Source organism: Enterobacter sp. Tr-810 (assembly GCF_011752765.1).
In the GTDB taxonomy this organism is placed as follows: domain Bacteria; phylum Pseudomonadota; class Gammaproteobacteria; order Enterobacterales; family Enterobacteriaceae; genus Enterobacter; species Enterobacter soli.
In genome coordinates this window covers 1,272,992-1,287,920 of record NZ_VWWW01000001.1, presented here as the reverse complement: position 1 = coordinate 1,287,920, position 14,929 = coordinate 1,272,992, and the positions used below count along the sequence as shown (strand labels likewise).

Below are 14,929 nucleotides of genomic sequence, written 5' to 3'. Positions count from 1 at the left end.
GTTTTTAATCGGGCATCTATGAACATTCTCCTCTTCCTGAAAAACAACAAAGATCGCTGGTGGGCGCTTCCGCTAATTTTACCCAGCCTGTTGTTGCCGTTACTGAGTGAGGTGAATACCTTTGCGCAACTGGGTGATGGAGTGGCTGTTCTCTATTACCTCCCTCTCTTTTTCCTGCTGGCCATGATGTTGTTTTTTGGCCTGGTGGCCGTCCCCGGGATCATTCTGGCGCTGTTTTTCCGCTACTACCCTTCGGTTGGGCTGTTTGAAACGGGCGCATGTATTTTGCATTTTATCGTCCCGCTGGTGCTGAGTTGGGGAGGGTATCGCGTATTTACCCCCAGACGTAATATGACGGCCTATGGGGATGTGCGCCTGATGGCACAGCGCATTTTCTGGCAAGTCTTTTGCCCTGCGACGCTGTTTCTGTTGCTGTTTCAGTTCGCGGTGTATCTGGGGGTGTATGAAAGCCGCCAGAGTTTGGCGGGGCTGAATCCCCTGAATATCCGTACGCTTATCAATTATCAGGCGCTGCTGGTCAGCGGGCTGACGGGCGTGCCATTGAGCTATCTGTTGATTCGCCTGATCCGTAACCCGCGCTACATCAGAGGTTTGATCTCTCAGGTACGTGCGCAGATAGATAAGAAAGTCAGCGTCATGGAGTTCCTGATCTGGGCCGTGATATTAGGCGGCTTGCTCTCTCTGCTGCTGGTCCCGATGAACGAAAACAGCTCCATTTTCAGCACTAACTATACTTTGTCGCTGCTGATGCCTGTGATGCTCTGGGGCGCAATGCGGTTTGGCTATAAGCTGATGTCGATTATCTGGACGCCGGTACTGCTGGTTTCCATTCACTACTATTACCGCTACATTCCGCTGCACCAGGGATATGACGTGCAGCTGGCGATCACCTCGTCGAGCTATCTGGTCTTTTCATTTGTGGTGACTTATATGTCCATGCTGGCGACACGCCAGCGGGCCATTAATATCCGCTCGCGCAGGCTGGCGCTACTCGACCCGGTCGTGCATATGCCAAACCTGCGGGCGTTGTCGCGCGATCTGGCCAAAAATCCGTGGTCGGCGCTTTGTTTGTTGCGTATCCCTGAACTGGAAGTGTTAGGGCGTAACTATGGCGTGCTGCTGCGCATTCAGTACAAACAAAAACTGGCGGAATGGATTAATGGCACGCTCCAGCCCAATGAACGGGTTTACCATCTTACAGGCTACGACCTGGCTGTACGCCTGAATACAGAATCTCACCAGCAGCGTATCGACACGCTGGATGAGCATATTAAACAGTTCCGGTTTATCTGGGATGGAATGCCGTTGCAGCCCCAGGTGGGTGTCAGCTACTGCTTTGTCCGTTCGCCGGTTAATCATCTCTATCTTGTTCTGGGTGAACTGGGGGTCATTGCTGACCTCTCGATGTCTACCAACCATCCTGAAAACCTTCAGCAGCGCGGTGCCGTGAATTTGCAGCGGGATCTGAAGGGCAAAGTGGCAATGATGAACCGGCTCCAGCGCGCGCTGGAGCAGGATGAGTTTACCCTGATGATTCAGCCGGTGCGGGGACTGCGTGGCGATCATTACCATGAAGTGTTGCTGAGGATGCCAGATGAACGGGGTGAACTCATCTCGCCTGATATGTTCCTGCCGGTGGCTCAGGAGTTTGGTTTGTCGTCGCGTGTTGATTTGTGGGTACTGGAACGTACGCTGCGTTTTCTCACTGAACATCGCGACAGACTTCCGGGCCAGCGTTTTGCCATTAACCTGGCACCGTCGACGGTGTGTCGGGCGCAACTGCCGCTGGAAGTCAGCCGCCTGCTAAGGAAGTACAGCGTTGAGGCCTGGCAGTTAGTGTTTGAAATCACCGAAAGCAGTAGCTTCGGTAACTCGCCGCTGGCAGCGCAAACGCTCAGGCAGTTGCAGCAGATGGGCGTGCGAATTGCCATTGATGATTTCGGTACGGGATATGCCAGCTATGCGCGTCTGAAAAGCGTCGATGCCGATATTCTGAAGATTGATGGCAGCTTTATTCGCAATATTGTGAGCAACAGTCTGGATTATCAGATTGTGGCATCAATTTGCCATCTGGCCCGGATGAAGAAAATGCTGGTGGTGGCGGAATATGTGGAAACTGAAGAGATACGTAGCGCGGTGCACGCGCTAGGTATCGATTATGTTCAGGGATACCTGATAGGTAAACCGGTGCCGCTGGAATCGTTACTCGAAGAGAAGGCGCCCTGTGAGAGCGCCTGAGTCACTAGGCCGCAACGTTCGCGTCAGGTGAGCTCTCTTCTTCAATTTTCAGTAACCAGCCGGTCACGGCTTCCCAGTACTGTTGCTCGCGTTCCAAATCCAGCAGCACCAGCGCATTCTGGCTAAACCAGTCATGCGGGAAACTCAGCGTCCAGTGATGATCGTCCGTTTTCAGGCGCAGCGTTGGCGGCGTGGTGGTCGCCTGGCGCTGGTTATTCAGCAGCACGCTTAAACGCAGCAGCTGAATCAACGGCAGGAACTGCTTTTTCTTAAACAGCGTAAAGCGCGGCAGCTCGTCGAGCTTAATGGCTTTGCGATGGTAACGCACCAGCGTCGCCATCATCATCTGCTGCTCCTGGTTGAAGCCAGGTAAATCACTGTTTTGCAGAATATAAGCAGAATGGCGATGCATTCCACTGTGGTTAATATTCAGTCCCACTTCGTGCAGCATGGCGGCCCATTTCAGCAACGCGGCCAGCTGCGGATGCGCGAGCTTAGGATTCTGCTCTTGCCACTGATCATACATTTGGGTCGTGGTATCCAGCACGCGCTTGGCCTGTTCGCGGTCAATGTTGTACTGGTTAGCCAGGCTTTGCGCCGTGCGGCTACGGATATCCTGATGACGGAAGCGGCCTTCCATTTCATACAGGACACCTTCACGCAGCGCGCCATCGGAAAGACGCAACTCCTTAATGGCCAGCGCATCAAACACACCGCACAGGATAGCAAGGCCCGGCACAAACACCGCTTTACGTTCGTCGGAAAGACCGGGCAGGCTCAGCGCGTTAAAGCTTTTATGCTTGAGCACCTCTTCGGTGAGCATGGTCAGGCGTTCTGGGGTAATAAAACCGTCTTTTTCACCCATCGCCAGCAGCACTTCATGCGCCGATTTAATGCTGCCGGATGCCCCAAGCGCCACGTTCCAGCCCTGTATGCGGTACTGCCAGGAGAGCGTTTCCAGCTTTTGAATGGCTGCCATGCGCGCACGCTGGAAGTTTTCGCGGGTGATTGCTCCGCCAGGGAAGTAGATCTGCGCGAAGCTGACACACCCCATGCGGCGGCTTTCCACCAGACGCGGTTCGAAGTCTTCGCCAATTACCAGCTCCGTCGAACCACCGCCGATGTCGATCACCAGCTTGCGGCCTTTTTCGGGTTGCGTGTGTTCCACGCCCATGAAAATCAGACGCGCTTCTTCATTACCCGAGATGATTTCAATCGGGTAGGGGATCACTTTTTCAGCGCGTTTGAGAAATTCCGGCGCATTCAGCGCCTGGCGCAAGGTATGTGTTCCCACGATACAAACGCTGGAGGGAGAAAAGCCTTGCAGGCGTTCAGCGAACAGAGACAGGCAGTTTAGGCCGCGCTCCATCGCTTCTTCGCTGAGCATACTTCTCTCATCCAGACCGTCCGCCAGATGTACACGTTGCTTCAGACGACCGATTATCTGCAACGCGCCATCCACCTCACGGGCGATGACCATGTGGAAACTGTTAGAGCCAAGATCGACCGCGGCAAATTCCTGCGGTCGTGGGGTCTGATCATTTATCGGCATAGGTTAATCGGGTTGCTCGAGTGATTTGATATAGTCGTAAATCGCCAACTGTGACCGCACTTTGCGGCGGTTGCCGCGCGGCACATAGCGGTTACTGAGTTCTTTATCGATATGGCGTGCTTTCACCGTATCGCTAAACAAAATCTCGATAATGTCGAGGATCTGCTGCTTCAGTCGAGGATCCAGCAGCGGAGCCGCTACTTCAATTCTGTAATCAATATTGCGTGTCATCCAGTCCGCAGATGAAAGATAAACTTGTTTATCTCCCGCATTATCGAAAATGTAGATCCTGTCGTGCTCCAGATAGCGGTCAACGATGCTGATCACGCGGATATTTTCGCTGATACCTTCCAGTTCCGGGATCAGGGAACACATACCGCGAATCAGCAGATTGACCGGCACGCCGGAACTGGACGCAGCGTAAAGTCTGTCGACCAGTCCTTTATCCACCAGGTTGTTGAGCTTCAGCGTGATGCCGGAAGACAACCCTTTTTGCGCATTGGCGATCTCTTTGTCGATCATCTCGTACAGCAGGCGGCGCGAGTTCTGCGGCGATACCAGCAGATAATCGAAGCTGACCGGGCGGTACGGGTTCTCAATGAAGTTAAACACCCGACGCACTTCGTTGGTGATGCGCGCATCAGCGGTCAGGAGCGAGTAGTCGGTATAAATTCGCGCGGTCTTCTCGTTAAAGTTACCGGTACCGATATGGGCATAACGCACCACGTCGTCACCCTCTTTACGGGAAATAAGGAACAGCTTGGCGTGAATTTTCAGGCCTGGAGCCGAGAAGATAACGTGCACACCCGCTTCCGTCAGACGACGAGCCCAGTGAATGTTAGCTTCTTCGTCGAAACGCGCCTGCAACTCAACGACCACGGTCACTTTCTTGCCGTTATGCGCAGCATGGATCATGGCGTCGATGATGCGGGAATCTTTGGCCACGCGGTAGATGTTGATCTTGATGGCCAGCACGTTCGGGTCGAAAGAGGCCTGGCGCAGCAGTTCCAGCACGTGTTCAAACGTGTGATACGGATAGTAGAGCAGCACATCGCGTTCACGGATGGCATCGAATCCGTTGCGGAATTTATCAAACCAGAGATGGCGTAAACGTGGCAGCGGTTTGTTGACCAGGTTGGCTTTGCCGACGTTCGGGAAACCAATAAAGTCTTTAAAGTTGTGGTAGCGACCACCCGGTACGATGGAGTCATAGCGGGAAATCGTCAGTTTTTCGCGCAGCATTTCAACCATGGCATCTGGCATGTCACGCTGATAAACGAAGCGCACTGGCTCTGCCGTCAGACGCTGTTTCAGGCTGGATGACATCAGCTCCATCAGGCTGGCTTCCATCTCGTGCACCAGGTCATATTCGGCGTCACGGGTCATCTTCATGGAATAGGCGTTTAACGCATCGTAATCGAAGAAACCTTTGAAGATATCATCCAGGCAATAACGCAGAATGTTGTCCAGCAGGATCATCGGCTTGCGTCGGCGCGGCGTTTCCGGCGGCAGGTTCACAAAACGCGGAACCTTATCAGACGGGATTTCCAGCAGCGCATAGCGAATAGATTCGCCGCGAATGATCTCAACCGCCAGATAGGTGTAATCATCTTTCAGGAACTGCACCAGGTCAGTTTCGCGGTTAATCAGAATCGGGGTAATGTGCTGGCGCAGATACTGTTTGAAGTAGTGGCGTAACCAGTTTTGCTGGTTGACGGAGAGCTGGCGTTCGTTGATCAGGAAGATTTGGTTGCGTGCCATTTCCAGCAGCAGTTCGTTGTACAGACCGTCAAATTCCTGATCGGCTTTCAATACGCGGGCCTGGATTTTGCCAAGCAGATGCCGCGAATGCGAGTTTAAGCCTTGCTCTTCACTGATGATGATTCGGCGCTTCAGCTCTGCAAAGCGAACTTTATAGAATTCATCCAGGTTGTTGGAATAAATACCCAAAAAACGCATACGCTCAATCAGCGGGTTGGCTTTATCTGCCGCTTCCTGGAGTACACGCTCGTTGAATGCTAACCAGCTTAGCTCTTTCTCGATATATAACTTTTCCTGACCCATTACAGCTCACACTCCAGTTCAATCACAGGACGTGGTAAATCCGTCTCGTCCTTATTATGGCGAGCATTTCCACGATATGTCCAACAGTGCCAGAAAAGTATGACAGTTATTTTTTTTCTGGGGGATTTTAGAGGTTTGAGGGAAGGGAATATCGGGTAATGCAATGTGTAGGTCGGGTAAGCGCAACGCCACCCGACATAACAAACTACTCTTCCGCCGCATAGCCCTGCGGGGGTAACTGAACGCCGTCCAGCCAGGCCGTGCCGTCGCGCATCTCCAGACGCCCATCGACAAACCAGCTCACCACCAACGGATAGATAGCGTGTTCCTGCGTCTGCACGCGCTCTGTCACATCCTCTTCGGTGTCGCCGTCAAATACCGGAACCTTCGCCTGTAAAATAACAGGCCCGCCGTCAAGTTCGTCGGTCACGAAGTGTACGGACGTCCCGTGCTCTTCATCGCCATTTTCCAGCACCTGGCGATGGGTATGCAGGCCCGGGTATTTAGGCAGAAGAGAAGGGTGGATATTGAGCAGACGCCCGGAATAGTGAGAAACAAACGCCGGGCTGAGAATACGCATGTATCCTGCCAGCACCACCACATCCGGCGCGTAGGCGTCTATCTCTTGCACCAGTTCGCGGTCAAAGGCTTCACGCCCGGAGAACTGGCTGGCTTCCAGCGCGTGCGCCGGGATATTTGCATCGCGGGCACGCTCAAGGCCGAATGCATCGGCCTTGTTGCTGAAAACTGCACGTATGGTGCCATTTATCTTCTTCTGTTTGCAGGCGTCAATGACCGCCTGCAAATTGCTTCCGTTGCCGGAAATGAGCACCACGATGTTTTTCATTCAATGACCACACGCTGTTCGGAATCAGATGCTTTGATGATACCGATTTTCCACGCGTTTTCACCTTTCTCATTCAGAAGCGCAATCGCCTTATCCGCTTCGCTTGCAGGCAGCGCGATGACCATGCCCACGCCGCAGTTAAAGGTACGATACATTTCATGAGAGCTGACGTTGCCTGCGGTTTGCAGCCAGTTAAATACGGACGGCCACTGCCAGGAGGATTCGTCGATCACGGCCTGGGTGTTATCCGGCAGTACGCGTGGAATGTTTTCCCAGAAGCCGCCACCGGTCAGGTGGGCAATCGCGTGAACGTCGACGTTCTCGATAAGCTCCAGCACGTTTTTCACGTAGATGCGGGTTGGTGCCAGCAGGTGATCGGCCAGAGGTTTGCCATCCAGTTCAGTGGTCAGCGGGTCAGAACCGCTGACTTCAAGGATTTTACGTACCAGAGAATAACCGTTGGAATGCGGGCCGCTGGAAGCCAGCGCAACCAGCACATCGCCGTCAGCCACTTTGCTGCCGTCGATAATTTCTGATTTTTCTACCACGCCGACGCAGAAGCCGGCGACGTCATAATCTTCACCGTGGTACATACCTGGCATTTCAGCGGTTTCGCCACCGACCAGTGAACAGCCCGATTGCAGACAACCTTCGGCGATGCCGTTAATCACGCTGGCTGCGGTATCCACGTCCAGTTTGCCGGTTGCGTAGTAGTCAAGGAAGAACAGCGGCTCAGCGCCCTGTACCACCAGGTCGTTTACGCACATTGCCACCAGATCGATACCGATCGTGTCATGACGTTTAAGATCCATCGCCAGGCGCAGTTTAGTACCTACACCGTCAGTACCCGAGACCAGAACAGGTTCACGATATTTTTGCGGCAGCGCGCACAGTGCGCCGAATCCACCCAGACCACCCATCACTTCCGGGCGGCGGGTTTTTTTCACCACACCTTTGATTCGGTCAACCAGCGCATTACCTGCGTCAATATCAACACCGGCATCTTTGTAGCTGAGAGAAGTTTTGTTGGTCACGGCTCAAGTCCCCACGCGATTGCATAGCTAGTAAGAAAAATCGGCGCAATTCTAACAGTCCAGGCAAACGTTTGCGAGCCTATTCTCGGTACGAGGATTTTTTTTTCTTCCGGGCAGGGAAGAGCCGCCAAACTTGACTCTGTTCACGAAAATGAAACCGGTTTCGGTGATCTGCTTGCAACACGCTGCCCCTTTGCACATCATCGAACTGAAACCGGTTTCTGTAATTGTTTTTGCAGAAAATAACGCAGAATGAGGGAAAGCGAATGCCAGGATTTAAAGAAGGTTTTCTGTGGGGTGGCGCGGTTGCGGCGCACCAGCTTGAAGGCGGCTGGAAAGAGGGTGGCAAGGGCGTCAGCGTCGCCGACGTGATGACCGCAGGCGCGCACGGCGTACCGCGTGAAATCACCAACGGCGTGTTGCAGGGGAAAAATTACCCGAACCATGAAGCCATCGATTTCTACCATCGCTATAAAGAAGACATCCGACTCTTTGCCGAAATGGGGTTCAAATGTTTCCGAACCTCTATCGCCTGGACGCGTATTTTCCCGAAAGGGGATGAGCTGGAGCCTAACGAGGCTGGCCTGAAATTCTACGACGATCTTTTCGACGAGTGCCTGAAGTACGGCATCGAACCGGTCATCACGCTCTCGCACTTCGAAATGCCTTTCCATCTGGTTACCGAATACGGCGGCTGGCGTAACCGCAAGCTGATCGATTTCTTTGTGCGTTTCTCAAAAGTGGTCTTCCAGCGCTACCAGCATAAAGTGAAGTACTGGATGACCTTCAACGAGATCAACAACCAGGCAAACTTCCACGAAGACTTCGCGCCGTTTACCAACTCCGGGCTGAAGTACGAGCCGGGCGAAGACCGTGAGCCGGTGATGTTCCAGGCGGCGCACTACGAGCTGGTGGCCAGCGCGCTGGCCGTCAAAGCCGGGCGCGAAATTAACCCGTCGTTGCAGATTGGCTGCATGATTGCCATGTGCCCGATTTATCCGCTGACCTGCGCGCCAGACGACATGATGATGGCGATGAATGCAATGCACCGTCGCTACTGGTTTACTGACGTGCACGTACGCGGCAAGTACCCGCAGCATCTGCTCAACTACTTTGAGCGTCGTGGCTTCGCGCTGGATATTACCGCTGAAGATAAAGCCGCGCTGAAACAAGGCTGCGTGGATTACATCGGTTTCAGCTATTACATGTCATTCGCCACAAAAGCCACGGCAGATAATCCACAGCTGGATTACGACGAGAGCAAGAGCCTGGTCTCTAACCCGTACGTGCAAAAATCTGACTGGGGCTGGCAGATTGACCCGGTTGGCCTGCGTTATTCCCTGAACTGGTTCTGGGATCACTACCAGCTGCCGCTGTTTATCGTGGAGAACGGTTTTGGCGCAATCGACGTGCAGGAGAGTGACGGTACGGTGAACGATCAGTACCGCATTGATTATCTTGCGGCGCACATCAGCGAGATGAAAAAGGCGGTGGTGGAAGACGGCGTTGACCTGATGGGTTACACCCCGTGGGGCTGTATCGATCTGGTTTCCGCCGGTACTGGCGAGATGAAAAAACGCTACGGTTTTATCTTTGTCGATAAAGACAATGAAGGAAACGGTACGCTGAACCGCAGTAAGAAGAAGTCGTTCGACTGGTATCAGCAGGTTATTGCCAGTAACGGCGAGCAGCTATAATTGCCCGGTGGCGCTGCGCTTGCCGGGCCTACGGGATTTGTAGGCCGGGTAAGCGTTAGCGCCACCCGGCAGAACCCCGCACCAAAGCCGGAGCTTGTCTCCGGTTTTTTTGTCTCTAAATCATTTTGATTGATCGTAGTCAAGTAAGATGGGTATGGCCTAATCCGAAAAAAGCGGTATAATCCCGCGATTTTTTTGCGGTTGCCACCTCAGAGGAGAAAGAGAATGAAGATTGTGGAAGTGAAACACCCACTCGTTAAACACAAGCTGGGCCTGATGCGTGAGCATGACATCAGCACGAAGCGTTTTCGCGAACTGGCATCGGAAGTGGGTAGCCTGCTGACTTACGAAGCAACCTCTGACCTGGCAACTGAAAAAGTGACCATCGAAGGCTGGAACGGTCCGGTTCAGGTCGAGCAGATCAAAGGTAAGAAAATTACCGTTGTGCCAATCCTGCGTGCGGGTCTGGGCATGATGGAAGGTGTGCTGGAGCACGTACCAAGCGCGCGTATCAGCGTTGTGGGTATCTACCGTAATGAAGAGACGCTGGAGCCGGTTCCGTATTTCCAGAAGCTGGTGTCCAACATCGACGAGCGTATGGCGCTGGTTGTTGACCCAATGCTTGCGACTGGCGGCTCTATGATCGCCACCATCGACCTGCTGAAAAAAGCAGGCTGTAGCAGCATTAAAGTTCTGGTTCTGGTTGCGGCACCTGAAGGTATCGCTGCGCTGGAAAAAGCGCACCCGGATGTTGAGCTGTACACTGCATCTATCGACCAGGGGCTGAACGAGCACGGGTACATTATCCCGGGGCTTGGCGATGCCGGCGATAAGATTTTTGGTACTAAATAATCGAATAACAAATGAAAAGCCGACTTTGATAGTCGGCTTTTTTTTGAATAAAACGTCCCACAACAAACAACACTTGAGGAAAACACTATGACGCGCCGTGCTATCGGGGTGAGTGAAAGACCGCCGCTTTTACAGACAATCCCGCTTAGTTTGCAGCACCTGTTCGCCATGTTTGGCGCAACCGTGCTGGTGCCAATCCTGTTTCACATTAACCCGGCTACCGTACTGCTGTTTAACGGTGTCGGTACGCTCCTTTACCTCTTTATCTGTAAAGGTAAAATCCCGGCCTATCTGGGGTCGAGCTTTGCCTTTATCTCGCCAGTGTTGCTGCTGCTGCCGTTAGGCTATGAAGTGGCGCTGGGTGGTTTCATTATGTGCGGCGTACTGTTCTGTCTGGTTTCCTTCATTGTGAAAAAAGCGGGTACGGGCTGGCTGGATGTGATGTTCCCGCCTGCGGCGATGGGCGCAATCGTTGCCGTCATCGGTCTTGAACTGGCGGGTGTTGCGGCAAATATGGCGGGTCTGCTGCCTGCTGACGGCCAGTCACCGGATTCCAAAACCATCATTATCTCAATGGTTACGCTGGGTGTGACCGTATTTGGCTCTGTGCTGTTCCGCGGATTTATGGCCATTATCCCGATCCTTATCGGTGTGCTGGCGGGTTATGCGCTCTCCTTCGTGATGGGTGTTGTGGATACGACACCTATCGCGCAGGCGCACTGGTTCGCACTGCCAACCTTCTACACCCCGCGTTTCGAATGGTTTGCTATTTTCACCATTCTGCCTGCGGCGCTGGTGGTTATCGCGGAACACGTGGGTCACCTGGTGGTGACGGCCAACATCGTTAAGCGTGACCTGATCCGTGACCCGGGCCTGCACCGTTCGATGTTTGCTAACGGCCTTTCTACGATTATCTCCGGTTTCTTCGGCTCTACGCCTAACACCACTTACGGTGAGAATATCGGCGTAATGGCGATCACCCGTGTATACAGCACCTGGGTTATCGGTGGTGCGGCGATTATCGCTATCCTGCTCTCCTGTGTGGGTAAGCTGGCTGCTGCCATTCAGATTATCCCGGTTCCGGTCATGGGCGGTGTCTCTCTGCTGCTGTACGGGGTGATCGGTGCATCCGGTATTCGCGTACTGATTGAATCCAAAGTGGATTACAGCAAAGCACAAAACCTGATCCTGACCTCTGTTATCCTGATCATCGGCGTGAGCGGTGCGAAGGTGCACATTGGTGCAGCCGAGCTGAAAGGCATGGCGCTGGCCACCATCGTGGGTGTGGCGCTGAGCCTGATCTTTAAACTGATCTCCGTTCTGCGCCCGGAAGAAGTTGTGCTGGATGCTGACGACAGCGAAGAAAAAGTGCAACACTGATCGTTATATCGGGCGGACGATCCGCCCGTTTCTCTCCTTGCAGGTTCCGTGCTAAACTCGTTGCCGATTTTATGTAAGATCTGGTTGAGGTATTTCTGAACGGACCGGCACAGCTCTCTCTGCCACTTTATCTACCTGACGACGAAACTTTCGCGAGTTTCTGGCCGGGCGATAACCCCTCTTTACTGGCTGCACTGCAAAACGTGTTGCGCCAGGAACACAGCGGATACATCTATATCTGGTCACGCGAAGGCGCGGGGCGCAGCCATCTTTTGCACGCTGCCTGCGCGGAGCTTTCTGCGCGCGGTGACGCAGTTGGCTATGTGCCGCTGGATAAGCGTACCTGGTTCGTACCCGAAGTGCTGGAGGGAATGGAACACCTCTCTTTGGTCTGCATCGACAATATCGAATGCGTTGCGGGAGATGAGCCATGGGAAATGGCGATGTTTAATCTCTATAACCGCATCCTGGAGTCGGGCAAAACCCGGCTGCTGATCACCGGCGATCGTCCACCGCGTCAGCTCAATCTGGGGCTGCCGGATCTGGCTTCGCGCCTGGACTGGGGGCAAATCTACAAATTGCAGCCGCTGTCTGACGAAGACAAACTCCAGGCGCTGCAGTTGCGGGCAAGACTGCGCGGATTTGAACTCCCGGAAGACGTGGGTCGCTTCCTGCTCAAGCGCCTGGATCGCGAAATGCGCACGCTGTTTGATACGCTCGATCAGCTCGATCGCGCCTCTATTACCGCCCAGCGCAAGCTGACCATTCCGTTTGTGAAAGATATTCTCAAGCTTTGAGTTTGCTCGCCCGGTGGCGCTGCGCTTACCGGGCCTACGAAAACCCGCCACCCGGCATAACATTCAGGCACTATCCCCCAACAAGTGCTCCATGAGCAGCGGAATCGGCCTGCCCGATGCCACGCTCCGCCCATTCTCACGCCATAACGCCGTTCCGCTAATATCCAGATGTGCCCACGGGATCGTCGGCGGGCAGAAGTGGTGCAGCAGCCAGGCCGCCGACGCGCTAATTGCCGCGTTGTTGGTCGGCGTGTTGCACAGATCGGCGATGGCACTGTCGGTCTGCTTTTTCAGCCGCGCATCCAGCGGCAGCGACCATACTTCATCGCCGCTCTTTTGACCTGCCCGGGAAAGCGCATGACGTAATGGCTCATCCTGAGTCATTAGTCCGCTTAGCTCATACCCCAGCGCTTTTACCACTGCACCGGTTAACGTCGCCATATCAATAATATAGCGCGCCTGCGGATGGCGCTTGCTGGCCCAGGCGATAGCATCTGCCAACACCAGTCGCCCTTCAGCATCGGTATTGTTGATTTCCACCGTGGTCCCGTTGCAAGCCGTCGCCACGGAGCCTGGCTGCATGGCATCCGGGCCAATGGCATTTTCCGCCAGGGCCAGCACGCCCATGATCCGAACGGGCAGGCCCAGCTCTGCCATGCTGAGCATCAAACCCAGCACGTTTGCCGCGCCGCACATGTCGTACTTCATGGTGTACATGCCCGCGCCTTCTTTGAGCCACAGGCCGCCGGTATCAAACGTAATGCCTTTGCCCACGTAGCAGCGCACCGGGCCGTCAGGCACGCCGTTATAGTGGATGGCCAGCAGACGTGGCGGGCAGGTAGCGCCTTTGCCAACGGCGTGCAGCAGCCCCAGACCTTGCGCCACGATCTGTCGTTCATCAAGCACCTCGCAGTGCAGGGCAGGGAAGGCGGCACACAGTTTCTGCGCCTCTTCGACCATAAACTGTGGGGTACAACGATCGGATGGGAGGTCGGCAAGGCGTCTTGCGGCAACCATGCCCTGCGCAATGGCCTGCTGCTGGCGGAAGAATGTTTCCAGGCTTACCTGCTGTTCCGGCCGACAGAGGGCAGTAATGTGGCAAAGGCGGACGGCGGTTTCGTCGGTTTTCTTCAGCTGTAAATCGCTCAGGGAATGGGCCTGATTAAAGAGAAACAGGAGCACCTGCGCCAGGACGGTATCGTGGATGTTCGTTATATCAAGCACTATCTCACGGCTGACGGGGGCGGCGAAAAGGGGGCGCAGTGCGGCAAGTAAGCCCCCGGTTAGCGCGTCGTGCCACAAAGCCTCTGGCAGCAGGGTTATCCGGGAAAACGGGGCGCAACCAAAACGGGTATCTGCGACGGTTTGCTGTTCACGCATTTCATCGATAAGCGCCGTGTCCGGCAGCTGTGAACAGGATGAACAGGCAATCAGGTGACTTTGCGGCTTAGCCTGTGAAAGGGTGGTTATGAGTTGCCAGGTGATCATCATTCTTCCTCAATCGGGGCGCGAATACGCTCGGCATAAGCCTGCATCCAGCCATCATCGACGGCGTGATAATGGGTTTTCTCCTGCAGCCGCTCGGTGCGAAACACCGTAAGCGGCTGGCGGGCGGTGGCCACCACGAACGAAAAGGTTTTGATATTGGTGGCTGCGCCGAATTCGCCTTTGTTATTCATGCAGACGACGGAGAGATCCCCAACGCGGCCAAAGCGAGACATCAGCTTATCTTCCAGCTCAAAGACCACCGAGTCTGCCGCCTGTTGCGGTGACATTCCCTGCGCCATCCGACGCACAATTTCGTAGCTGGTGCAGCCTTTCATCAGATCTTCACCCACACCGGTAGCGGTGGCGGCACCGGTTTCACTGTCACAGTAAAAGCCGGACCCAATGATGGGCGAATCACCAATGCGGCCACGCTTTTTCATAAACAGGCCGCTGGTGGACGTCGCCACGCTCATCGAGCCCTGTTTATCCAGCCCAATAATACCGACGGTATCGTGGCCATCGTACGGGCTTAAGCCCTTATCCAGCGTTTCGCGGCAGCGTTTGCGGTAATGCTGCATAGCGCGGTCGGTCAGCATGGTTTTGTCGGCAAAGCCCTGGCTCAGAGCCCACTCGCGCGCGCCCTGGCCAACCAGCAGGCTGTTATAGCGCTGGCGGCTTAATGCGTGAGCGACGCGCACCGGGTTGGCAATATCCACCAGATTACCCACGGCACCAAAGGCCAGCGAATCGCCGTCCATGTATGCGGCATCGAGTTCCACCTCGCCATTCTCCGTGGGAAGCCCGCCATAGCCGACGGATTTATAAAACGGGAAGTCCTCTACGGTGGCGACAGCATCCACTACCGCTGTTGCCACCGGTTTCCCCGCAGCCAGCGCAGACGCAGACTCCGTTACCCCTTCAAGCGCCATTCGCCAGGTTGCGATAATTCCCCACATGCT

Annotated in this window: 11 protein-coding genes; 5 read left to right on the top strand and 6 right to left on the bottom strand. The window is 54.5% G+C overall.

Annotation, left to right across the window (positions count from 1 at the left end):
• Window positions 1-18 precede the first annotated feature (18 nt).
• Entirely contained in the window at window positions 19-2,259 is a 2,241-nt protein-coding gene (locus F3J30_RS06045) for an EAL domain-containing protein (protein ID WP_166716597.1), read from the top strand.
• A gap of 4 nt (window positions 2,260-2,263) precedes the next feature.
• Here F3J30_RS06045 and ppx read toward each other — a convergent pair whose 3' ends face one another.
• The 4 genes from ppx to purM form a co-directional block, all read right to left on the bottom strand.
• A complete protein-coding gene (gene ppx / locus F3J30_RS06040; protein ID WP_166716594.1) occupies window positions 2,264-3,811 on the bottom strand; it encodes an exopolyphosphatase in 1,548 nt (515 codons plus the stop codon).
• 3 nt (window positions 3,812-3,814) lie between these two features.
• The gene (gene ppk1, locus F3J30_RS06035; RefSeq protein WP_166716591.1) at window positions 3,815-5,875 is read right to left on the bottom strand and encodes a polyphosphate kinase 1; all 2,061 of its coding nucleotides are present in this window, start codon (window positions 5,873-5,875) and stop codon (window positions 3,815-3,817) included.
• A gap of 205 nt (window positions 5,876-6,080) precedes the next feature.
• Window positions 6,081-6,722 (bottom strand): phosphoribosylglycinamide formyltransferase, encoded by a 642-nt coding sequence (gene purN / locus F3J30_RS06030; RefSeq protein ID WP_014071299.1) that lies wholly within the window; start codon window positions 6,720-6,722, stop codon window positions 6,081-6,083.
• On the bottom strand, window positions 6,719-7,756 hold the full coding sequence (gene purM, locus F3J30_RS06025; protein WP_014071298.1) for a phosphoribosylformylglycinamidine cyclo-ligase: 1,038 nt from the start codon (window positions 7,754-7,756) through the stop codon (window positions 6,719-6,721). Before purM ends, purN begins: the two co-directional genes overlap by 4 nt.
• 266 nt (window positions 7,757-8,022) lie before the next feature.
• On the opposite strand from purM, the gene F3J30_RS06020 reads away from it, so the two are divergent.
• From F3J30_RS06020 to F3J30_RS06005, 4 genes are all read left to right on the top strand, one after another.
• Window positions 8,023-9,453: a 6-phospho-beta-glucosidase gene (locus F3J30_RS06020; RefSeq protein WP_014071297.1), complete on the top strand. Its 1,431-nt coding sequence runs from the start codon at window positions 8,023-8,025 to the stop codon at window positions 9,451-9,453.
• Window positions 9,454-9,678: 225 nt separating this feature from the next.
• Window positions 9,679-10,305 carry a uracil phosphoribosyltransferase gene (upp, locus tag F3J30_RS06015; protein ID WP_014071296.1) on the top strand — a complete coding sequence of 209 codons (627 nt, stop codon included), beginning with the start codon at window positions 9,679-9,681 and terminating at the stop codon, window positions 10,303-10,305.
• A gap of 87 nt (window positions 10,306-10,392) precedes the next feature.
• A complete protein-coding gene (gene uraA / locus F3J30_RS06010) occupies window positions 10,393-11,685 on the top strand; it encodes a uracil permease (protein ID WP_166716588.1) in 1,293 nt (430 codons plus the stop codon).
• A 95-nt stretch (window positions 11,686-11,780) separates the two neighbouring features.
• On the top strand, window positions 11,781-12,482 hold the full coding sequence (locus F3J30_RS06005; RefSeq protein WP_217187534.1) for a DnaA inactivator Hda: 702 nt from the start codon (window positions 11,781-11,783) through the stop codon (window positions 12,480-12,482).
• A 63-nt stretch (window positions 12,483-12,545) separates the two neighbouring features.
• On the opposite strand, the gene F3J30_RS06000 is transcribed toward F3J30_RS06005, so the two are convergent.
• Window positions 12,546-13,970 (bottom strand): leucyl aminopeptidase family protein, encoded by a 1,425-nt coding sequence (locus tag F3J30_RS06000; protein WP_166716700.1) that lies wholly within the window; start codon window positions 13,968-13,970, stop codon window positions 12,546-12,548.
• Complete coding sequence (locus F3J30_RS05995) at window positions 13,970-14,926, bottom strand: N(4)-(beta-N-acetylglucosaminyl)-L-asparaginase (protein WP_166716586.1); 957 nt, start codon at window positions 14,924-14,926, stop codon at window positions 13,970-13,972. The genes F3J30_RS06000 and F3J30_RS05995 overlap by 1 nt, the downstream gene beginning before the upstream one ends.
• Window positions 14,927-14,929: the final 3 nt, after the last annotated feature.

What these genes read in the sequence shown, in the direction of transcription:
- uraA (WP_166716588.1), top strand. Translation starts at nt 10,393, where the DNA reads ATGACGCGCCGTGCTATCGGGGTGAGTGAAAGACCGCCGCTTTTACAG.
- ppx (WP_166716594.1), bottom strand. Translation starts at nt 3,811, where the DNA reads ATGCCGATAAATGATCAGACCCCACGACCGCAGGAATTTGCCGCGGTC.
- F3J30_RS06000 (WP_166716700.1), bottom strand. Translation starts at nt 13,970, where the DNA reads ATGATCACCTGGCAACTCATAACCACCCTTTCACAGGCTAAGCCGCAA.
- upp (WP_014071296.1), top strand. Translation starts at nt 9,679, where the DNA reads ATGAAGATTGTGGAAGTGAAACACCCACTCGTTAAACACAAGCTGGGC.
- ppk1 (WP_166716591.1), bottom strand. Translation starts at nt 5,875, where the DNA reads ATGGGTCAGGAAAAGTTATATATCGAGAAAGAGCTAAGCTGGTTAGCA.
- F3J30_RS06020 (WP_014071297.1), top strand. Translation starts at nt 8,023, where the DNA reads ATGCCAGGATTTAAAGAAGGTTTTCTGTGGGGTGGCGCGGTTGCGGCG.
- purN (WP_014071299.1), bottom strand. Translation starts at nt 6,722, where the DNA reads ATGAAAAACATCGTGGTGCTCATTTCCGGCAACGGAAGCAATTTGCAG.
- F3J30_RS05995 (WP_166716586.1), bottom strand. Translation starts at nt 14,926, where the DNA reads ATGTGGGGAATTATCGCAACCTGGCGAATGGCGCTTGAAGGGGTAACG.
- F3J30_RS06045 (WP_166716597.1), top strand. Translation starts at nt 19, where the DNA reads ATGAACATTCTCCTCTTCCTGAAAAACAACAAAGATCGCTGGTGGGCG.